This window comes from Legionella sp. W10-070, from assembly GCF_900640175.1.
Lineage (GTDB): Bacteria > Pseudomonadota > Gammaproteobacteria > Legionellales > Legionellaceae > Tatlockia.
This window is the reverse complement of record NZ_CAAAJC010000007.1, coordinates 44,928-68,062: the sequence shown is the minus strand read 5'-3', so window position 1 is coordinate 68,062 and position 23,135 is coordinate 44,928. Positions and strand designations below refer to the sequence as shown.

Genomic DNA, 23,135 nt, shown 5'->3' with positions numbered 1-23,135 from the left:
TTAATTACCTAATAAACTGCGACAGTGGCTGTTTGTAACAGAAACATTTTTATTGTCCTTGCGAAAAATCCCATGGTTGATTAAGGGCAGATCTTCCTTGGAGGAAGAACTCACTGGTTTCTCTTTTGTTGCACAGGGAGCATGCAAACGTTCATACAGATAATCAGCAATAGCGGTTTGTTTTGTGGATGTTGCTTTGCGATAAGCAGTTCTTAATGCATCATGGTATTGAGGCGCATCTTTTGTCAGCACGCATAAATGTTGAATCACGGTAAATTGCTTAAACTTAACTGCTAATAATAGTGCTTGCTTCATTGTTTGTTGATTTAAAACCGTCGTAGGTTGCATACTACAAAAATAATCGATAACGTCTGCCTGTCCAGTTTTGGCTGCTAATAGTAACGCCGTTTGAATGGCTCGCTTGTGGGGTTTTTGGGGGGATTCGGTACAAAGATATTTAACAATTGATGGATTTCTCACTTTAACCGCAGAACAGAGTGCCCACTCAATGGATTGCTGTTCCAGAAGCTTAGGAGACAAGTTGCAAAAATGTTTGACAATCGGTAATTGATTAGCGGTGATAGCCTCTATCAATGCTTCTGTTCTTGCGGATTTGGAAATATTCTCCGAAGTACACAAGTACAAGGTGATTGCCAAATTTCCTAGCTGGCTTGTCTTTTTGAAGGCTCGTTCTATCGCTTTTACACGGGGAGTATTTGGCAGGCTACATAAGCATTTTATTAGCTCTAATCGGTTATTTTGGGCTGCCTGTTCAAATGCATTCTCGATGCTAACTACTGATGGGGCGTTGGTGTTTAAATTACCAAGACAATTTATAATATCAAAATGCTCAAGGTAAATGGCTTTTTTGAAAAGTTGCTCAACCACAGATCTCTTCACCACAAAACGACTACAAAAATAAGCCACTATATTCAAATGACCATTGGTAACGGCTTTCTCTAAAATAGTTTCTATATTCTCTCGGGATAGGGAGTAGGCACAGCGCTTACAAAGATTGGTGATGATACCAAGCTCTCCATGCTCAGCAGCCAGTAGGGTAATAGTTGCTAATGTTTCTTTCCTGGGTATAAGTCTAGTTTCTACCATGTAATTAACAAACTCCCAATGACGGCTATGAGCGGCCAGAAGGATTGCTTCATTGAGCATTTCAGGATCGTTTAAAAGAGGAATAGTTTTAATAAGGCCTATATTTCCATGGCGGGCTGCTTTCAGGAAGATGGTTTCAACACCGTATTTTTTTTGCATCCAATCCAGCCGTTCAATGGGAGCGCTCCTTAGTCTATAAATGATATCTTCTCTTACGGATGTATCATCTATTTGGGCTAGAATCTCAATGAGGATACGTTCATACTCAGGGATTTTTTCCCCAGATTCTGTCATTTCTAGCGAGAGGGCTTGCACAAAATTTTCAATATCAAGAGAGTTGCCATTCCTGATGAAGCAAACCTCAGCAATATGAGTCTGCAACTCATATTTATCGTGAAGATTATAGTTAATATGAGGCTTGATTTGATTGATAATGACCAGATGTCGGCTGATTTCCAGCCATTTGTCTTCCATAAGTTGATAATGCTGAGGACGTAAGGGGTTATTTGTAATTTGCTCATCAATGCATTGACTAATTTGTTGTTGTAATCGTTCAGATCGTCTGATTAATAGCATCTCGCTTTTAGGGTAACTATCCAATTGCTGCAAAAACCTGGTGTCTTCGAGGATGATAGGGTGCAAGATTAAATTGTCGATAATTGCTTCAAACAGCGGTTCGCTGGCAGGGTGCTTTTTTTCTACTAAGACTGTAAACAGGCTCATGAGCTGAAAAACAATTTCTGGATCGGAGGTGTTTGCTACAGTTAGTTGATGAATATAATCTTCAAGATGGTTTTGGTTGATTTTGTCAAATAGCAGGGGATTGTAGGGTAACAAATATAAAACAGCGCCTTTATTTAAGGAAATTAATCGCTGTATAGCCTTATCATCTACCAGTTTAGCAAACTCTTTCAAGGTTTTGGGCGAGCCACTCTTGGCTATATAGTTGATTAAACTGGATAATTGCTCAATAGCCATAGTTTCCTGATTAATTGCCTGTTTCAGCAAATGAAAACAGCTTTTATCTTTATGATTGAGGTACCAGATTGTTGCTGCAATTAAAAAGGAGGGACCGAATAAGGCATGAAGATTGGCAAAATTAGTTTCAGTCACTGTAAATTCAAATACAGGAAGGTTTTCCGGGATAGCAGCAAGCGTTTTTTCTTTCTCCATGATGCCGCTTAGCGTATAGAGTTCAAAGCCGCGTTCACCGCAACAAGTCAGGTTGGCGGATTCAATCAGTTCATTGGCTTGTGGAAAAAATGCCAGCAGAGTATACAACTGAGTGAGTGAATTGTCGGGTAAACTTAATGTATACAAGTTATATTTTAAAAAATCATGCAGAAGATGACTCCCTAATATTGCTTCTGTGGTAGCCTCGCGCTGCAAAAGCCAGAGTAGCAATGCGGTAAATCTCTCAGTATTGTCAATGTATTCCCTAAACAAGCTAACAATTCCAAGGGGATTTTTTTGTTCTTTTAAATTTTCTGTTAAGTAAGCTAACTCAGACTTAATAGATGAGACACTTTTTCTTAATTCCGTTTGGCTAATTTCAGCAGCTACCCAATTATTAATGTCATGGCAAGTTTTGAACAGTTCCTGATTTTGATGATAGAAGGTGAGCGTCTTTTCTGGTTCCTCCTTTAACAGTGCAAGAAATAACTGGCTTATCTTATAGGTTGGCAAGATTTCCTGCTTGTTATGAGACAATAAGTACTGAAGTGTTAGTCGAAATAAACTCGTTCCCTCACTGTTAACTTGTGTTTGGCAAAATTCAAGAAAACCGACTAAATCATCCTGTTGCGCCAGGTTATATATTCCCACTTTGGAAAGCGAGCGCTCTGTATTTGACGGATTAAATTTTGCCAGCCGGGCTTGAGCAAGCAATAGACGTTGTCCTTCTTTAGCTTGTGATAACGTTTCATTGATAATTGATTGAGTTATTATCTGATTATTAAGAGTGAGTTCTTTATCTTCACCATTTGTCCATATCAATAACTCATATATCATTATTATTCCCTGCTGTTTTAATAAAGCAATCAATGAATTATAAATAAACAAGAGGGGGTTATCTATATGGACAAGGTTATTTTCTATCTTAAAATAGTGTATAGGAAAATTTTCATCTGCCAGCTTCCCAACTTAAGCAAAACTTAATTTAATTTTGATAAAATGATGTGCAATATTTTTTAAGGAATACTCATGGTTAGTGAGAAAAAATTCGCACAGATTCGCCAGCAAACTCAACTCAGGCAATTCAAGCTGGGTAATAGCCGTTCTCTTCAAGTGGCTTCTATTTCCCCGCTGCCTGGAATCCTGTATTCCCCGAAAATGATTAATTACCGTAAGGAAGAGTTCCCTTTATCTCAAGCAGGTGCATTGCATTTTATTAAGGAAGATGAACAGACGGAAAATTTTGTCTGGCATACAACGGCAGCGGCTTTACAACAAGCGCTACGTTACGGCTTGTTGGAAGTTGAATCCCCAACAGCGCGTGCCATTGCAGCCCTTGGGCTATATAGACGTCAGATTTTAAGCCGTGCGCACGAGAAAGGGATAATATCTCACAAATTTGAGCAGAAGGAAGCATTGGTCAATATTGCTCAAGACAACCTTGCTTCTCTGCAAGAACTGGAATTATTAGCCAATACCTTTAACGCGAATGCCAACCTTGATTTAGAGAAAAAACGTGTCCAAATGGTGCTTGATAAAGTATTAAAAGAATTAAGAAGACAAAGCAATGAGGCAGATAATACTTTAGAGAGTCTTAAAAAATTTGATAAAAAGGCTGTAGAGAAGATGAAAGCCTTTTATGCCCACCAGATTCAGCTACTTGAAAATCTGGCTGAGCGTGTCAGCAGGGCGGATGCAAATACGGTTCAGTCCATACTCAAGGCAACAGGCAGTGATTCTATCATGACAATAGCAAAAACCATGAGTATGGCGACCTTGATTAAAATTCAGGAGCTGAATCAGAATATTACTTATAGCCGTGATGCCAAATCATTAATGCGAGGTGACCTTAACAGCTCTTGTGAAGATGCTTTAAAAGCCCTGAGGGATTATGAAGCAGATCCTCATAATCCCATCCTGGCTGCTCATCAGGGTCGATTTTACCTGGAGGACAACCAAAAAGTTGCTGTTGACTTTTCTCACTTGGGCCACGATGAGAAAAAAATAAAAAGCACCTTAGAGGCTATAGCTGCAATTGATGGGCATGGCATCATTAAAACTGACAAAGGCTATACTCTGGATGGTCATCATTTATTAACTACCCGTTTTACCAAATGGCAAGTCAATGCAGCGCCAGGGTATACATTCAAGCGTCTTTCTGCCGGTACAGTGAATGTTGTCATTGGCGTAGTGGTCGGATTAGCGATTGACCTGCCTTTAGGTTTCTTCACAAGTTTTTTTTCTTTCGGACACTATAAAATGCCGTCGTTAGCTTCGAAGTTAATGATTACCGTCCGTACTAACTCTCCAAAAAACGCTCTTGCAGAGCATTTATATAATAAGTTTGTTTTTAAACATTACTCAGCAGGAACCCTCTTAGGACAAAAATTAGGTAGTTTTATCAGCAATACTATTTTAGATATGGCCAATGGTATTCGTGCTTCTTTTCAGAATTTAAAATTTAAAGGTTTTGATGAATTAAGGGCTGATTTTAAAACAGGTGCCTGGGGAAATGACTACGCTAGTCTTACTAAGCAAGAACAGATTTTACATAGGCTTCGTTCTATCCTGGATGTGAAGATTAACGATAGAAAGAATCTTGAAAATCAAATAAGAAATAAAGAAAAGGTTATCCTCAATTTGGGAAGCGAGTCTGATTCACGATCTTTATCAGCTTCCAGTTCTTGCTTTACCGGGATGCCCTATCATTTAAATGCAGGCGAGTGGGATGATATCGGCAATGCTGTATTTTCAGGAATAGAGGCAGTTAATGATACCTTTGTGCATAATATTCATGCCAAGCACCCTTTTACCGGGTTAATTTTTTCTACCAGCTATGCTGCAGGGGGCTTGGCGATATTTACGCCAGGATTGTTTGCTTTCTTACCTAAATCTTACCTGGCTTTCTCACATATGGTTGGTGATTTGATGGCACATGGCACATCATCGGCTGCAATCGCCTCAGGATTTACCCAGGCAAAAGTATTTGCCGCACTGTTTGAAGCGGCTATTCATGGGGGGGATAGTTGGATAGCAATTGGCACCAAACAGTTTGAAAGAAATCCGGCGAACACCATTGTGTATGGTGCATTGGCTGTTGGTTTAGGATATACCCTGGCTAATTATCTGGATATTCCCTGGTTAAGTGAGCATATAAGGGAAGATGTGGGGAGTGTGGCACCGGTAGGTTGGGCTTTCGCGGGTGCCAAATTAGGACTTCTCTTAATCGACCTGTTAGAACCAAACCATGGAAAACCGGTAGAAGAAACGATGAGTTCATTAGAAAAAGAATTAAAGAATTTTTGTCCAGAGGCTAGCGAACAACAAATTACCAGTTGGCGAGATTCATTAGTAACTGATGAACAATTAAGACAGCGTTTGCAAGAACAGATAGAGAATTCCAAGCGTATCCTGGACGAAAAGAAAGTCAATCCTGAGATTGAGGCAAAGCGTTTGCGGTTCATCCACATGCTTAAAGAACATCAGGATCTGTTACCTGAGCTGGATAATACGTTCAAGCGAGAGCTGTTAATGACAGCTCGCCATTTATTCCAGGGTATTGATAATCAGAATGTGATGCTAAGAGGATTGAAACTGGCATTTTATCCTAAGCCAGAACGGTCTATCTTTACCCGTACAATTACTCTGATAACAGATTATATTCCTTTATTAATTCGTTGCCTTTTGAGTCCTGTTACTGCTTCTTTGCAACCTTGGCGTGATTTGCGAGATAAAACGATAAAGGATATTACCCGCATTCCTCATGGCTTAAGTAAACTAACCACGATGTTTACAAGAACTTTTGCTCGGGTAGGGTTCAGGGGGCCTGCAGATGTTTTTGCTAACGAAGTGGCTGCAAGGATGGAAGGGTTTATCCGAAACGATTCTCATTCAATTTCAGGTCAAACGTATAAAATTACTAACTGTTATGAGAAAAACTCAGAACTATTACGTCAAACAGTGTCTGCAGGTACAGATGCCATGCGCAGCGCTGCAGCTGCTCCAGAAGCAGAGGTAGTATTTAATAAAACAAGGAACCAAGCATTTACAAGACTTAGTACCGCTGGTTTTTTCAACCCTGAAAAGATGAACTCTGATCAAAGTCAGGCGGGTTGTAATCCTTTCCCTGGATAAGGTAATTTCCCCTTGCCAGTGAAATATGTATTAAAAATACTGGCACTATATAATTCTTTAATACTATTATTAACTTAAGCGCTAAAATAAAAAAGGGAAAGTAATGGAAATACTCTCTAATTCATTAAACCAGCTTTTAATTAAAAATGAACAGCAAGCGGGTGACAGGGTCTATTTAAGACAGCCTCGAGGGGGAAAATGGCATGAATTTACCTGGAGGATGGTCATGCGTCAGGCGAGGAAGGTTGCACGCTTCCTGCATGATGCAGGGCTCAAACGAGGTGATCATGTGGCAATTTTTTCAAAAAATTGTGCAGAATGGTTTATCACAGATTTTGGTATCAGCCTGGCAGGAATGGTGAGTGTTCCTTTGTTTGCCAATCAGCATGAGGAGAGCATTAAATATGTTCTGGAGCATGCTGAAATTAAGATGGTTTTTATTGGTAAACTCGATGATCATCAACGGGTTCGTCGTTATATCCCTGATGAATTGACAACGGTAAGTTTCGATTATCATGATGCACTTGAGGCTTCCTACCATTGGTCTGATATCCTGGCTAAAGAACCTGTAGAGGAAGTAGCGGAGTCCCTCCCTGATGATAAATATACTATTATTTACTCCTCTGGTACTTCGGGTAAGCCGAAGGGAGCTGTTTATACCCATGAAATAATTGCTAATTACCTGACATTATTTCCTCAGGATATTAAACGGATCCGAGAGGTTGATTATTATCACCTGATGTCTTATTTGCCTTTGGCTCATGTTTATGAGCGATCTGCAATACAATTAGGCAGTGTAACGATTCCCTGTGATGTCTCTTTTGTGGAGAGCCTTGACAAGTTTGCGGATAATTTACGGGAAGTCCAACCTACTTTTTTTACTGCTGTACCGCGAATTTGGGGGGTATTCCAACAAAAAATAGAACAAAAGTTACCGCCGGCCAAACTTGATTTTCTCCTTAAAATTCCACTGGTCTCCAGTTTGATTAAAAAGAAAATAAAACATCAATTAGGTTTAAGTCGTTGTACCAATTCTTTTTCCGGAGCCTCTCATTTGCCAGAGTCTATTCTTGCATTTTTTGATAAATTGGATATAAAAATTCAGGAAGGTTATGGGCAAACTGAAAATTTGGCTTATGCAACATTCTCTCTACTTGACCATCGCCGTCCGGGTTACGTGGGAACGCCTCGCCTCCAGGTTGAGGTGAAATTAGGGAAAGACAATCAATTAATGACTAAATCCCCCTGTTTGATGAAAGAGTATTATAAAAACAAGGAGGCGACAGAGGAAGCCTTAACTACAGATGGTTGGTTGAATACGGGTGACATTGCTGAACTGGATGAAAACAACAATGTGAAAATAATAGGTCGCCTGTCAGAGAATTTTAAAAATCAGAAAGGTGAGTTTATTGTCCCCACCCCCATAGAAGAACGTTTTTCAAACTATACTGAGATTGAGCAACTTTGTCTGGTAGGTCGGGAGCTGCCTAATAATGTTTTAGTTGTGACCTTAAGTGAAAAAGGGCGCAATAAAGAGAAGGAAGATATAAAACAAGAGCTTCAGGACAACCTGCATAGGGTCAATAGTCAATTAGCCAGTTATGAAAAAATTAGTCATATAATTGTTGCAAAAGACGGCTGGACTCCTGAAAACGGTTTTTTAACACCAACATTAAAGGTTAAACGGCGGATTGTTGAATCAAATTATAGGGATCTTATCACTCAGGCAATTAGCCAACACAGTACGATAGTTTGGGAGTAAGAAAAATCTCAGGGAGTAAACCAACGGAATTTGGGTTAAGAAGCTAATCTATTTCATAATTAGCTTCTCTTTGTTCCAAATTCCGTTATTGTTCTATTGGCTTTTATACCTCTCAGAATAATTTTTAGCCATCTCTTTGGCTTGTTGCAGTTGTTCTGAACTTAATGTTTTTTCCAGCTCATCCCGACTTTGGGACGCATCTGTAAATCCATTGACTACCGCTGTGCTAAACCAGGCGTAGGCTTCGACAGGGTTGGCTGTAGCTCCTATCCCATCACGATAAAAGATACCCATTTTGTTTTGTGCTCTTCCATAGCCTTGTTCTGCGGCTTTACGGATCCAATTAAACGCCTGCTCTACATTCCTCGTCACTCCATCCCCATACAGGTACATATCTCCTATATTAAATTGGGCATTAGGATTTCCCTGATCAGCACTTTTTTGATACCAGTACGCGGCTTTTTGCAAGTCGGTTTTGCCTGCTTTGCCAGTATCGTAAAAATAACCGACCTCAAGCTGAGATTTGGTATGCCCCTTGTCGGCTGCTTTTTGGAACAGTTCAAACGCTTTACTTTCATCTTGAGGCATACCATCGCCAAATTTATGGATTAGACCCAGGTTATACAGTGCTCCAGGATTATCAAGATCAGCAGCCTTTCGGTACCATTTTATAGCTTCAGGTAAATCTTTTTGTACACCAGTTCCAGTATCATACATATATCCTATGGACAGGGCTGCATCAGCATGTCCTTGCTCTGCCGCTTTTTTATACCATGATATGGCAGTCTCATAATTTTGCCCTACACCTGTACCATGATTGTACATATAACCAAGGGCATATTCTGCGTCAGGGTTATTTTGTGCTGCGGCTTTTTCATACCATGAGAGCGCTTTCCTAAAGCCATCTGGTGTATTTTCATACCAGTAAAAGCCTGCCAGTAATACTTGTGCATCTACGTTTCCCTGATTGGCAGAAGCAAGCAAGAGTTGTTCTGTTTTTTCCGGATTATGAGTAACGCCCTGGCCGTGATAATACATTTTACCGAGGAGGAATTGAGCTTTTGCATTGCCTTTGGCTGCCTCATCAGAAAGCAGGACAAACGCTTTTTCGTATCGTTTGTTATTATAGGCTGCCTCTCCTTCTTCAGTGCTGGCATAGAGAGGGGAAAGGGATAAAGTCGCAATAGAAAGTGAAATAATATATTTTTTCATGTCCATGATGATAGCCTTCTATAGGTTAGTCCTCGCTTAATACATATGCCTAAAAAACTTTTTAATCTCCCAAAATACTTAATCCCCCCTTGTCCTTATAGCCCAATATCATGGTATTTAAGAAAGAAGCGTTTGTTAATTGGGTTCTTGCTCGTTTTTACTTCCCAGCTCTTGTCAATAGCTTAGTGGATAAGCATACAACATGCCGTAAGATTAGTATATTTAAGCGGTTTCCTTGTTAGCTAATTTTTTTAATAAAGACTGAATTTCATGGATACGTTCTTCTGAAGAGGAGCTATCCAGGGTAAATCTCAGGCGCGTTGGGCCATCCATTTGATAACGTTTGGCATGCACCTGAATCAGATTAATTAATACACCGGGATTAATGTTTGGCTGGTCATTAAATTCGATTCTTCCATTTTGTTGGTCGGCATTGATTTTGTTTATACCAAGTTGGCCGGCCAGTAATTTTAACTCAGTCACTAGTAATAGATTTTTAGCTGGTTGCGGTAGTAAGCCAAATCGGTCGATCATTTCAATCTGCAGATCGCGGAGTTGTTGTTTATCTGTAGCGTTGGCAATACGCTTATACATAATAAGGCGAGTGTGGATATCGGTAATATAGTCTTCTGGAAGAATGGCGCTTAACCGTAAATCAATGTCTGGGCCTTGGTGCATAGGTGCTGCCAGCTCCGGTGTTTTACCTGCCTTTAAGTCAGTTACTGCCTTATCCAGCATTTCCATAAATAAATTGAAACCTATTGCTTGCATATTGCCGCTTTGATCTTCTCCCAATAATTCTCCTGCTCCTCGAATTTCCATATCATGGGTTGCCAGGGTGAAACCAGCTCCCAGATCTTCCAGGGAAACAATGGCTTCCAGACGTTTAATAGCATCCTGGGTTAGCAGTTTTTTATTGGGAGTAAGCAAATAGGCATAAGCCTGATGATGAGAGCGGCCTACCCGGCCTCGTAATTGATGAAGTTGCGCCAAACCAAACTTATCCGCCCGATCAATGATAATGGTATTTGCTGTTGGTATATCAATACCTGTTTCAATAATTGTTGTGCAGACCAGCACATTAAAGCGATGGTGGTAGAAATCCGACATAATACGCTCCAGCTCACGTTCGCGCATTTGGCCATGTGCGCTGCGGATTTTGGCTTCTGGAGCCAGCAATTGCAAATCTTGACAGACACGCTCTATGGTCTGGATGTCATTATGAAGGAAATAAACCTGGCCTCCTCGCAATATTTCACGAAGGATAGCTTCGCGCAGAGTAAAATCGCTTTTTTCCTGCCAGAATGTTTTGATGGCTAATCGTTTGGCCGGCGGGGTGGCAATAAGTGAAATATCTCGAATGCCTGCCATGGCCATGTTCAATGTTCTGGGAATAGGGGTGGCTGTCATGGACAAGATATCAACATGGGTTCTCAACGATTTGATATGTTCTTTTTGTTTAACACCAAATCGATGTTCTTCATCGATGATAAGTAACCCCAGGTTTTTAAATTCGATGGTTTTTGAAAAGAGCTTATGGGTGCCAATGACAATATCAACCTGCCCGCTTTTCAAACCAGCGATCACTTTTTCTGATTCTTTGCCGCTGCGAAAGCGTGAAAGCAAGTCAATATTAACAGGGAATTGAGCAAAACGATCACGAAAGGTTTCAAAGTGTTGGCCTGCAAGCAATGTTGTCGGTACCAATACACAAACCTGTTTTCCATTTTGAACAGCAATAAACGCAGCACGCATGGCAACTTCAGTTTTGCCAAAACCTACATCGCCGCAGATGAGTCTATCCATAGGGCGGGTTGATTCCATATCTTTAATAATTTGTTCAATGGCTTGAAGTTGGTCTGTGGTTTCAATAAAAGGGAAGCCACTGGCGAAACGGTGGTAGTCGCTTTGGTCAAATTGATAAATATATCCTGGTTTTGCTTCGCGCTTGGCATAGATTTCCAGTAGCTCAATGGCGATGTCATGAATTTTTTCCGAAGCCTTTCTTCTTTCTTTTTGCCACTGATCAGAGCCAAGTTTGTGCAATGGAGCATGATCGCTATCAGTACCTGTGTAACGACTAATCAGATGCAAGGATGTAACAGGGACGTAAATTCTATCTTCACCAGCATAGGCTAATATGAGAAATTCATTGACAGTTCCGCTGCTTTCCAGGGTTTTCAGCCCTTTATAACGGCCTACACCGAATTGTAAGTGAACTACAGGAGCATCTACCCGCAGCTCAGCTAAGTCGCGGATAATTAAATCAGGATCAATTGCTTTTTGCCCACTGCGGCGTTGGGGTACAGCCTGCTCACCAAACAACTGTGCTTCTACGATGAGGACAATGTTTTGTTCCAGAAATTCTGCACCATAAATAAGGGGTCCAGTGGTGATATTGATTGGACTGTCATCAGTAAGAAAATGTTGCCAGGAAGGCTGTACTTTAGGTGTTACTCCTTCTTGTTTTAAAAGGTCTAAAAGAACCTCACGCCGCCCGGCACTTTCCGTCACGATAAGGTAGCGCTTCGTTTCATCGGTTAAGTAATGAACAAGTTTTGCAAGAGGATGTTCTGCCTGTCGCTCCAGAGGCAAGGACGGTGCTTTTCCAATATTAAAGTTAAAGGTTCCTTTCTTTTCTATTGCTTTATGATAGCAACGTAGCGGTTGATACTGGTTGGTATGAGTCAGCAACTCAGTGGGTGTTAGAAAACAATGACTGGGTTTGAGAATAGGGCGGGTAATATCATAACTGCGTTGTTCATAGCGGGTAGATACTTCCTGCCAAAATTGTTCAGCCTGGTCTTGAATTGCCTCAATAAGGCATATCTTGGTATCTGTTGGTAAATAATCAAAGAAAGTGGCTGTTTGGTCAAAAAATAATGGCAGGTAATATTCGATACCTGAAGGAAATTGCCTGTCACTGACTGCCTCATAAATTGGACAGTGACTGGGATTACCCGCAAATTGTTCTCTAAAAGCACGTCGAAATAAAGTAATACTTTGCTCATTTAATGGCAGTTCACGTGCTGGTAAAAGATCAATTGCCGAGAGCCTCTTAATGGTTCGTTGTGTCTCGGTATCAAATTGACGCAAGCTCTCAACAACATCATCAAATAATTCAATGCGAAAAGGAGTGGAGCTTCCCATAGGGAAAACATCAATAATTGCGCCCCTTACAGCAAATTCCCCATGTTCCAACACCTTGTTTACACAATGGTATCCTGCTTGTTGTAATTGCTGTCTAAAGCGCTCCAGATTCAGGGTCTGGCCCTCTTTTAGCGTTAAAGCATGCTGGTGGAGGAACTGCGGGGGGCATAAACGGTGCATTAAGGTACTTGCCGAGCTGATGACGATAGCATTTGAGCTTTGCTGAAGCCGATTCAAGGTGGATAGTCGCTCGGAGATAATGTCCTGATGAGGTGAAAACTGGTCATAGGGTAATGTTTCCCAGTCAGGAAATAACAATAATTCCTGTGAAGGCTCTTCTGTTCCAAGGAAGAAGCGAAGCTCAGCGAGGAGTTGACCTGCAGTCAAGTTATCAGGGGTAATTAAAAGTTTAACGCCAGAGTATTGCTGACAAAATTCAGCAAGGACTAAGGGTAGACTACATCCATACAATTGTCCCCAGGTTTGTCTGGCGCTATTTTGGGGAAGGTTAAATATCGATTTTTCCATGGAGTGAAAGAACGTCTGGCAATTAAAGCGCATTAGTATACAACAATAATTTCAGTATAAAACATCTATTAATTAACAATGAGTGCGATAATCCAGACTTGGCTTTAGCTGCCTTAACTCCTTTTTTCAGGTTTTTTCATTGAGAAGACTATTAATATGCCTAAACACTCCGGAATCCTCTGGCGCGTTGTACTTGTGTACTGTTGGGTCATCTTCTCTAAAATTGACATCAAGAGCCCAATATAACTAATTTTCTGCAGATCAATATATTTTGCATTTCTATCCCAGTGATGAAATAACAAGTTTTCAATGCTGGTTTACCATTAATATATTGCTTTGTATCGGCTATAATCAAATACGAATAATCTGTCTTTAAAAAGTCAAGAGGCAGCTTTACTGCCTCAAAAGAAAATAGGCAAGTGATTACGGGGTAAAAGCCCGGACACACCTAACCCGAAGTTCGAAGGTCTTGCTAATATTCGTCAAGTTGCCATCACCGAAGAACTGATACCAGGCTAGAAATTCAGGAAGGCCGGAAAACTGGGTAGAACTCCAGTAGCTGAAATTTCCAAAACCGCCTAAATTATTCGTATGTAAAGTAGAATATAGATTAGCATTTGCAACGCCACAACCAGGATCAATGCCTATACCGGCAAATCGTCCAAGCTCGCAAATCGCCGGCATGAACCAGTCAATAAAACCCTGAGCACTCTTGTTCAAACAGGCTTGTGCTGCTGGGTATTGATCTACTGGGACTGCAAGGGAGTGGGTGTTGGCAAATCCATCGGTGATACTATCAGCTGTTGTATTGTCGGGTACTGCTGGTGCCCACTCGAAGCCATTTGGGTTTGCTGATTCTTCATCAATTAATGCTGCGACTTTCCCACCTATACTTCCAGTATTAGAAGTGGAGTCATCGACAGAAAACAAAAATCCCCCCTGATAGATACAGCCGTATCCTAGAACCAAGACATTAATGTTGGTTGAGGGTGCATTATCGGCACTGACTGTGACAACAGTAGGCAAAGGCTCAGTCCCTGGTGAAGTGGTACAGGCATTAGCACTGTTATCAGGGCTGGCAGTACCACCCGGGGTGATGGTAATGTCGCAGTTAGCTCCTGCGTTGAGTGTGCCGGTGCAACCATTACTGGTAATCGAGGTGCCAGCAGGAAATCCGGATGTGCTCACCTGGACGTTGTTTGCTGGGATTGAGCCTGTATTTTCTATACGGATGATGCGTGCATTGCCAACTAGTGCAGGATCAGCTCCAGGACTGTTAATTGACAGCGCCAGGTTTTGGGAGAGAGGAGACAGCGTTGTCTGATTAAAGGTCACCTGCACGGTATGATTGATCTGGATGTTGTTCAATTGATAGCTGGTACCGCCAGTCTGTACCGCATTGCCATCCAGCAACCACTGGTTGACCCCGAAGTCTGCATCCGGTATTGCCGTAAACGTCAGGCTGCTTCCGGCACTAACCACTTGCGCCGTTGCAGGCGAAATGGAGCCGTTCGCTCCTGCTGATGGCGTGATGGTGAATTGCTGAACAGGGGGCTGTTCTATCAGACGAATGTGCACGATATTGGCCGAACCCGGCTGGTAACACTGCAAGTCATTACCCTGCTGACATAAAACAGGGCCACCGAACACATCTCCCTGCAAGGCTGAACCATTCACGTTGAGCGTCAGCGTACAGACCCCTTTGGGTGCTAATTGACAGGGCGTGCTTTGACTTATGCCGGCAATGGGTTTCATCACCAGAATTTTTGGTCTTGAGGACTGATTGTGCACGGTGTAGATAACCTGTACGCTATCCTCTTTAGTTACGGTAATTTCGGTAGGTGTTTGCGGTACAAACGTCCATAGGGGCTTGGCCGCCTGCACATTCGGCAGCATCAGACAGAAGAAAAAGGCTGTTAGTATGATATTCCTAAAATAATGTCTTTTTTTTCTTTGCATGATTTCAGTCCTTATGCTAGATAAGCAAGATTTAATAAACGTAATTGGTGTGAGGTGATTGAGGCTTAATTCGGTAAGCCTGCGGTAAATTAGCATTAGACAGGTATTAAAATCAATGACTTATGTAAGATTATGAATAGTGGTTAAGCTAACTCCTCGAAGGAGTGCACCAGTAAAGAGATAATAACCGCATTAAATCCATAATTTTTTTGTTCATTATCACAAATGCACTATAATTGGCTTTTTTCGATCTGAATTATAATTTCCTATGACAAAACTGATTACTTTTACTCAAGAACATTTTTGGATTATTCGTATTTTTTCTGTTGTTTTCATAACCGCTTTATTGCATATGATTGCTGCAAAAATAATTAATAAGCTAATTGTTAAAGCGGAGCGCACTAAAATAATTTATGATGATGCCTTATTAAAAGCGATAAAAGCACCGCTTGCTTTTTTAATCTGGTTAGTTGGGATTTCAGCTGCAGCAAGTTTGGTAGCTGCTTATAATCCTGACTTGTTTTTTACCGGCTACATACCCCAGTTAAAGAAATTTGGATTCATTATCGCTATCAGCTGGGGCCTTATCCGCTTTATTCATAATATAGAAATATTGTATATCCGCGCCTGTGTGCAAAATAGCAAAGAGGTGGATAAAACACTGGTTCATGCACTGAGTCAGTTAGTAACTATTTCTGTTATCATTACCTCGATCCTTGTTTCCATGCAGATTTTTGGATTACCGATTTCCGGATTATTGGCCTTTGGAGGATTGGGAGGGGCCGCTATTGCGTTTGCTTCAAAAGATTTGCTGGCTAACTTCTTTGGCAGCCTTGTGATTTATCTGGATCGGCCTTTCAAGGTAGGCGATTGGATACGCTCGCCCGATAAGGCTATTGAAGGTACTGTAGAGTTTATTGGCTGGAGAGTAACTTGTATCAGGACCTTTGATAGAAGCCCATTATACGTTCCAAATGGTGTTTTTTTAAATATTAGTGTTGAGAATCCGTCGAGGATGACTAATCGCCGAATTAAAACTACAGTTGGAGTGCGTTACCAGGATGCAGACAAGATCGAGTCTCTTACAGCTGACATACGGCAGATGCTGATGAACCACCCGGAAATTGATAATCAACAAACCATCATCGTTAATTTGGTTGAATTCGGTTCCTCCTCATTAAATTTTATGGTCTACGCCTTTACTAAAACAACCAACCGGATTAAGTTTCAAGCAGTGCAACATGATGTGTTTATGAAAATCTTACAAATTATTAACTCAAACGGTGCAGAGTGTGCATTCCCAACGCAAACGTTGTTTTTGCAAAGCCAATCAGTGAAAGAAGCGATTGAGTCTTAGTGTGAATTTCTGATTTGGGAAATTTGTTATATACTGCATGTTGGTAAATGTTTTTATTAAGAAGGGGCATCAGACGATGAGCTTGACCTTGCTAAAACTTGAAGATATTAAGCAATCCATTACCATGGTTGAAGCAATAGATGCCATGGAAAAAGCGTTTGTCCAATTAGCAGCTCGGCGATGTGTTCTGCCTCTTAGAACACCTGTAGCTGTTTCTGGAGAGGATGGCTTGACGTTAACTATGCCAGCTTATCTTCCTGAGCAAAAAGCACTTGGTTTAAAAGTGGTTTCCATATTCCCCCATAATCAAGATAAAAACATACCATCCATTAATGGGGCAATTTTACTATTGGATGCTCAAACAGGCAGGCTGGAAGCAATTATGGAAGCAGCTTATTTAACTGCTTTGCGAACAGGGGCAGTATCGGGTTTGGCGACCAAATACCTTACTAGCGAAAATGTCCGTCATGTGGCAATTATTGGTGCAGGAGTTCAGGCATTTACCCAGCTTGAGGCTGTTGCTGCTGTGCGTGATATCCAATGTGTATCTATCTGGTCACGGAACAAGGAAAGAGCCGCGTTATTTGCAGAAAAAGTAAAACATCAGTTCGAGGTCAGAACACATGCTGATATTCATAGTGCCGTGAAGGATGCCGATATTATCTGTACTGCCACGGGCAGTAATACTCCTCTTATCAGCTTACAGGATGTTAAATCTACTGTGCATATTAATGCTATCGGTTCTCATACAAAAGAAATGCGTGAACTATCAGATGATGTGTTGGCTAAAGCGATTGTTGTAGTCGATCAAAAGGAAGCAGCTCTTAGTGAGGCTGGTGAGATTATCCATGCAATTGAAAATAAAGCGCTTGAAGAAACTTCAATTCTGGAGCTTGGAGCTGTTATTCAGGGGGATTCTTCCTCCTATAGAGACAAAATGACCGTCTTTAAGTCGGTAGGATTGGCAATTCAAGATATCAGTATTGCGCAGGCCGTTTATCAAAATGCAAAAGAAGGGGGGATTGGTAAGCCCTTTGATCTTGGGTAGTTAGAGGCTGTCGTCATTATCCGAAATGAGCGATTAAATAGCTGGCAATAAAGCCTGCGATTAATCCAAATAGATGGCCCTCCCAGGATACACCTTTTTTCCCTGGGAAAATGCCTAAGAATATTCCTGCGAAATAATAAAGACTGATTACTCCTAAAATAATTGCTGTTGCAGTGCCCTGCTGCAAAATATCACTTACTAATAAAGCCCAGTACCCGGTGATTAAGGAACTGGCACCGATGTGAATACCTGGCTTGGCAAAACACCAGATCAAAAAACCACTCAGAATGGTAATAATAACAGTAACGATAAAAAAATAGTGTAGCCCGTTGATTAGAACAAAATTACTTAATACCAGCAGCGGGATGGAATTAAAGAAAAGATGATTAAAATTTGCATGAAGCAAAGGGGCAAAAATAATCCCGCCAAGCCCATAAAGACGTCGTGGAATGATCCCTAAATAGAGCAGGTGATTATTGAAAACAAGATTTAGAAAATATATTAACCAGAGAGTAGCCAGTATAATTGTTAGAATCGTTATATTATTTTGAGTCTGTTCAATAATCAGCGCCAGACTGGCATTAAGTTCTTCAAGCATGGGCATCCTGGTTAATATCAGTATTGAGGGTGCGATTAAAACGACTGATGCTAATAGTAGTCTGGATGGAGCGCCAGCGAAATCCGGGATCCGGGCTTGATAATAAACTCAAGCCCCTGGATTTTGCTACCATTTTAAGGAAAAACCGCACTTAAAGTCGCCCTCCCGTTTTTGGCTCTGCTTCCTTCTGTTGTGGTTGTGCTTTCTTTGGTACAGCGGTAATGATACGTACCGGAACAAAAAGAAGGGGGTCAACAAGCGTTTGGTTCATTATCATTGACCAGTGTAAATGAGGTCCGGTCGCTCTGCCAGTTTGTCCAACGATACCTACCTGCTCTCCTTGCTTTAAATGATCTCCCACCTTCACATCCATGCGCTTTAAATGGGCATAAAGAGAAAAAACCCCCATACCATGATCAACAATCACCGTATTGCCGGTAAAGAAATAGTCTTTTGTACTGACAACGTTCCCCTTGGCAATGGTATGCACTGGTGAACTCTCCGGTGCGCCAATGTCCAGACCGGAATGAGGCGGACGGGACTGATTATTGTAAAAACGCCTCAGCCCAAAAAGACTGGTGATAGGTCCGTGTGCAGGGGCTTTGAAGCCTTCAGCAAAGGGATCCATTGGACTGAATTGGGCATACAATTCAGCCATCTCTTTATTTTCCTTGTCGATGCGAAGCTTGTCATTTTCATAAGGATCAACCAGTCTATTATTGCTAATGGTCAGATATTGGGCGGTATAAAATTTATCGGTTACATGGAAGGGAATCGACATTTTATAGGGTTTTGTCATGAGAAGATTTTGGATGGCTTCCTGTTTATCTAATGGAATCCCTACTATCAGCAGCCACTGATTAGGTTGGAAGCTGGGGACTACAGCAATCTTTTTCCCTTCATAATAGACTTCAGGTTTTCCTTTAATATCAATAGGTATAATTGTTAACCCCCCATTGACTGAATGATTTTCTGGTAGAGTTATTGACCATGTCGGTACAATTATAAAGAACAGCGTGGCAAAACCTGCCAGTTTGAGAAAATTCTTCATTCGTTTATCCCTCATTATTAATTACTTCGCATTCAATACTTCCTTTAGCCAAGCGTACATTGATGATATCGTTGTTTCTAACTTGATGATTGCTAAAAATAATTTTTTTATTATAGGTTGCAATCGCATAGCCTCTATCCAGTGTAGCCAAGGGACTGACTGCATGCAATGTAGCCAGGCAGGAAGTGAAGGTTTGTTTTAGCTGGTGGGACTTCCATTGGATGGAGTAAATTAACCGTTGTTCCAGTGATCCTAATTGGGTTTGGGTTTGTTGTAATAAGGTTTTTGGATTATGTGCAGCCAATTTGGCAAGGAGAAAATTGATCCTGTTTTGTTTTTTATGCAGGAGATTATTCATTGATTGATAAAGTTGACGTTCTAAAAAATCAATGGCTTGCCAATGTTTGGCAATTAATTGTTGTGGCGATAAAATTTTAGCCATACTGCTGGCAAGCAAAAGCTTTTTGTGTTGGGCGAACCGACTTATTAAAAAGGTCATTCGTTTCTCAATAGTCTCCAGAGTAACCAATAATTCCATTTGATTCGGTGTTACTGCTTCAGCAGCGGCGGTAGGCGTTGCCGCTCTCAGATCGGCTACAAAATCAGCAATGGTAAAATCAGTTTCGTGTCCAATTCCTGTAACAACAGGTAATTGACTGCGACTAATTGTCAACGCCAGTTGTTCGTTATTAAAAGCCCATAAATCTTCAATGCTGCCCCCGCCACGTGCCAGAATCAATACATCGGCCTGCTTCTCTTGATTCGCTTTGTTAATCGCGTTAATCAGTTGGGGAGCGGCACCTTTACCCTGTACTTCACTGGCGTAAATTTTTACAGTAGCCAATGGGTAACGTCGAGCCAATGTGGTTAGAATATCATGTAATGCGGCGCCACTAGCTGAAGTAATGATTCCAATTACCGCGGGGAATCGTGGTATCTTTTTTTTCTTGTCGGGGGCAAATAGTCCCTGAGTATGAAGTTTGATTTTTAATTCTTCAAACTGGCGATAAAGTTCCCCTAATCCTGCTTCACTTAAAGAGTAAACAATCAGCTGATAATCGCCTCTGGCTTCATACAGGCTCAGTTTCCCTTTGGCAATGACCTGCAGGCCATCTTTGAAATTTTTGCTCTCTATAGTGTGGTGGTTACGAAAGTAGACGCAACGTAGCTGGGCGGCAGAGTCTTTTAAAGTAAAATAAAAATGTCCGGAACCTGGTTTGCTCAGATTCGATAATTCTCCAGCAACTGCTATATCGCCCACTTCATTTTCCAACCAGAAACGAATTTGACGGTTAAGTTCTGTTACAGAAAGGGGTAAGGCATCTCGTTGCATAATTAAACAAATTTGGTGCATGGTATGATTATGGTAACAGACTAAGCCTTACCGCTATAATCAAATTCGATGGGTAACAGCGAAAAATTAAGGGTGAGATTTTAAGTGCGGTTTTTCTTTGAAAATAGTCTGGATGGAGCGCCAGCGAACCGGGGCATGAGTTTATAATCAAGCTTCGATCAATTTCGCTGGCGCTCCATCCAGACTATTAATAACACGCACCCTAAAATTATAGTTAAATGCAGTTTATAGGGTTATCGTGTCAGACTGTGTCAACTATCCATTCCTTGGTAGCTACGTGTCGTGAATGTGTTGCAGCACGTAGGCGATCAGGAAAATCATGCTTTACCAGGGCTATGGCAGGGCAAAATGCCAGGCCATCGCGTCAGATAATTCTTCCAGCATGATTTCCCCTCGGATACTGTTTCCTTTAGAGTTAACTCGGGGACTTAAAGCGACAATGCCTGCTTTGCCCGGAACTACGGCAATGATGTATCCTGAAACACCGCTTTTTGCCGGCATGCCTGTTTTAACCATATGGGTGCCTGTTTCATCGTATAAGCCGCAAGTAGCCATAATCGCCAGGGTAATCTTACAGGTTTCAAGGGAAATAATTTGTTCACCGCTGAGAGGATCTTTTCCAGCATTGGCCAAGAGGGTAGGTAAGTAAAGCATTTGCTCAAGGGTTGCCTCATAGGAGCAGAGAGCAAAATATAAATCCAGCGTTTCGTTGACCTCCATGCCCAGAATATCCCGACTTTTAAGCAGATAAGCCAGGGAACGATTGCGGTTTCCGGTTCTCTTTTCAGAAGCAAATACGCGCGGATTGATGCTTAACCGTTGGTTGAATAATTTTTGTACCCAAAGTTCGAGCCAGGCAAATTGCTGTTCACCGATACCTGGGATGTGGGAGCATAAAGTAATTGCTCCGGCATTTAGCATTGGATTAGAAGGTTTTGGACCGAATTGCTCAAGACGTGTAATAGAAGCAAAGTCGTCTCCTGAGGGTTCCACCTTAACCCATTCAAAAAGTTGATCAGAGCCAAACTCTTCTAACAGGCCAATAAGAGGAATCAATTTGCTCGTGCTTTGCAGGGTTACAGGAGACAGGGGTTGGTTGCTGTAGAATAATGGCTCACTGTTTAGAGAATGAATGGCGATTGCAGTAAGATCTCTATTAATATTCGCTAGCTCGGGAATATAGGTTGCTGCCTCACCATCCTGATTTTCTTCTGCTCTGTTTACCAATTGTTGTAGAAGCTCAATAGTTAATTTATTCTCGATCATATACTCTCAAAATAATAAATAGGGTCGCATTATGCTAAATTTAGCACAGTAACACAAATGAAAAGACAAATTGCACTTTATATCTATTACTTTTTGAAAAAACTAATATTATCTTCAGAGACGTTAATTGGTCTAAGATAATACATATGTTCGATGTTTTTTCTGTTTATGGGGTAATATATGGGCCTGAAACTTGTAGTATGGGATGTTGATGGACCAATAAATCATGGGAAATCAAAATCCAATGATGATTGTTATATGCCCTCAACTCGAAGTGAATTTTCAAGGAAAGGTGAAGATCCTGTTGATTTCGTTGTAGCAAACAAGCCTTTTGTAAAATTAACGCTCGAAGTTCTACATAAGAATGGCATTGTATCAGTAATAGGTTCGCAACGAATTCAAATGAAAGATAATGATGAGAATTATGGAAAATTTATTCAATCCATGTATCAAGGTCTTGATTATATTTTCGGAAAAAAAAGACCGTATCTTAAAGAAGAGGTTGCCCGAAAAATTGGTGCGGGACTACCAAATGAAGAAACAAATAAGTCAAAGAACAAACTGTTAAAAGCTTATCAGGATGAGTTTAAGGTAAAACCTGAAGATATTATTTTTATTGATGATCATGACAATTATAGAGCCTCTACCGAAGCGGCAGGTCATGTATTTATTCATGCTCCCAGAAAAGCCAAACCCGACACTGTAGAAGATAACTCCTATCTTTATGAAGCACTTCTTCGCACTATTCCTGCGAATAAAATTTACAAAGCCCTTGAAAGCTCAAAAGACAATTCTGTAGTAAAAAACGACTTTAAAAAGCAACTCTTGCTTTTTCAATTAGATAACCTGAAAGAAGTCACTACATGGCAACAAAAAATAATTGTCAAAGACGATAGATTTAAAAAAAATGATCCTATAGGACAAGAGAAGCCAATAAAAGAATATGATGAGTATAAAACTATTTTAAAAGAAGAACCGGAATGGAGTACTCGACATGCAGAACGCATAGATAAACTAACAAAACAAGTGAAGGCATCCAGATCAGTTCTTCAAGGGATTCAATATCTGATATTTGACACAAAATGGGATATTGGTCTGCTTGGTGGAGTTAGCATTACTGACCAGACAACTGGACAAAAAAATACTGTCCCCAAAGGGATGAATGAAATCTTACAACAAATTGACAAAGCCCAAAGAGGCAAGATTAGTTGGGATGATGCGCTAAAAAATGTGGATAAAATAGTCAATGAATCGGCAGGAAGAAAAGATCATGGCCCCTTTAATAAAAGGGGAGAGACGACTCAACTTTTTTATGACAAGGCGAAACAAATGTTATCCGACTTAAGAGAAAAGGAAGAATCAGCTTCCAAAGAGAATGACAACCCTCTTAAGCCATAGCTGCTTTCATAAAAAAGGACAATGGTCGCATTGCCGCT

The 23,135-nt window shown here is 40.9% G+C and carries 13 protein-coding genes; 5 read left to right on the top strand and 8 right to left on the bottom strand.

Features of this window, described 5'->3' with window-relative positions; translation table 11 throughout:
• Entirely contained in the window at window positions 1–3,117 is a 3,117-nt protein-coding gene (locus tag E1O65_RS04365) for an ankyrin repeat domain-containing protein (RefSeq protein WP_133132373.1), read from the bottom strand.
• A gap of 192 nt (window positions 3,118–3,309) precedes the next feature.
• Between E1O65_RS04365 and E1O65_RS04360 the strand changes: the two genes are divergently transcribed.
• The gene (locus tag E1O65_RS04360) at window positions 3,310–6,414 is read left to right on the top strand and encodes a hypothetical protein (protein ID WP_133132372.1); all 3,105 of its coding nucleotides are present in this window, start codon (window positions 3,310–3,312) and stop codon (window positions 6,412–6,414) included.
• Between the two features lie 103 nt (window positions 6,415–6,517).
• Complete coding sequence (locus E1O65_RS04355; RefSeq protein ID WP_133132371.1) at window positions 6,518–8,176, top strand: AMP-binding protein; 1,659 nt, start codon at window positions 6,518–6,520, stop codon at window positions 8,174–8,176.
• Between the two features lie 93 nt (window positions 8,177–8,269).
• Here the strand turns inward: E1O65_RS04355 and E1O65_RS04350 are convergent, their stop codons facing one another.
• The 3 genes from E1O65_RS04350 to E1O65_RS04340 form a co-directional block, all read right to left on the bottom strand.
• A complete protein-coding gene (locus E1O65_RS04350; protein WP_133132370.1) occupies window positions 8,270–9,394 on the bottom strand; it encodes an SEL1-like repeat protein in 1,125 nt (374 codons plus the stop codon).
• 216 nt (window positions 9,395–9,610) lie between these two features.
• Window positions 9,611–13,066: a transcription-repair coupling factor gene (mfd, locus tag E1O65_RS04345; RefSeq protein ID WP_133132414.1), complete on the bottom strand. Its 3,456-nt coding sequence runs from the start codon at window positions 13,064–13,066 to the stop codon at window positions 9,611–9,613.
• A gap of 423 nt (window positions 13,067–13,489) precedes the next feature.
• Window positions 13,490–15,025: a DUF1566 domain-containing protein gene (locus tag E1O65_RS04340; protein WP_133132369.1), complete on the bottom strand. Its 1,536-nt coding sequence runs from the start codon at window positions 15,023–15,025 to the stop codon at window positions 13,490–13,492.
• 268 nt (window positions 15,026–15,293) lie between these two features.
• Between E1O65_RS04340 and E1O65_RS04335 the strand changes: the two genes are divergently transcribed.
• Complete coding sequence (locus E1O65_RS04335; RefSeq protein WP_133132368.1) at window positions 15,294–16,382, top strand: mechanosensitive ion channel family protein; 1,089 nt, start codon at window positions 15,294–15,296, stop codon at window positions 16,380–16,382.
• Between the two features lie 76 nt (window positions 16,383–16,458).
• Entirely contained in the window at window positions 16,459–17,430 is a 972-nt protein-coding gene (locus tag E1O65_RS04330; protein WP_133132367.1) for an ornithine cyclodeaminase family protein, read from the top strand.
• 16 nt (window positions 17,431–17,446) lie between these two features.
• Here the strand turns inward: E1O65_RS04330 and E1O65_RS04325 are convergent, their stop codons facing one another.
• The 4 genes from E1O65_RS04325 to glsA all read right to left on the bottom strand — a co-directional run bounded on the left by E1O65_RS04325 (window position 17,447) and on the right by glsA (window position 21,699).
• Window positions 17,447–18,028 carry a rhomboid family intramembrane serine protease gene (locus tag E1O65_RS04325; RefSeq protein WP_133132366.1) on the bottom strand — a complete coding sequence of 194 codons (582 nt, stop codon included), beginning with the start codon at window positions 18,026–18,028 and terminating at the stop codon, window positions 17,447–17,449.
• 151 nt (window positions 18,029–18,179) lie between these two features.
• On the bottom strand, window positions 18,180–19,079 hold the full coding sequence (locus tag E1O65_RS04320; RefSeq protein ID WP_133132365.1) for a peptidoglycan DD-metalloendopeptidase family protein: 900 nt from the start codon (window positions 19,077–19,079) through the stop codon (window positions 18,180–18,182).
• Window positions 19,080–19,083: 4 nt separating this feature from the next.
• Complete coding sequence (gene xseA, locus E1O65_RS04315; RefSeq protein WP_207384225.1) at window positions 19,084–20,412, bottom strand: exodeoxyribonuclease VII large subunit; 1,329 nt, start codon at window positions 20,410–20,412, stop codon at window positions 19,084–19,086.
• A 354-nt stretch (window positions 20,413–20,766) separates the two neighbouring features.
• Entirely contained in the window at window positions 20,767–21,699 is a 933-nt protein-coding gene (gene glsA, locus E1O65_RS04310) for a glutaminase A (RefSeq protein ID WP_133132363.1), read from the bottom strand.
• Window positions 21,700–21,879: 180 nt separating this feature from the next.
• On the opposite strand from glsA, the gene E1O65_RS04305 reads away from it, so the two are divergent.
• Window positions 21,880–23,097, top strand: coding sequence for a hypothetical protein (locus tag E1O65_RS04305; RefSeq protein ID WP_133132362.1), 1,218 nt, complete (start codon window positions 21,880–21,882; stop codon window positions 23,095–23,097).
• The last annotated feature ends 38 nt before the right edge of the window (window positions 23,098–23,135 follow it).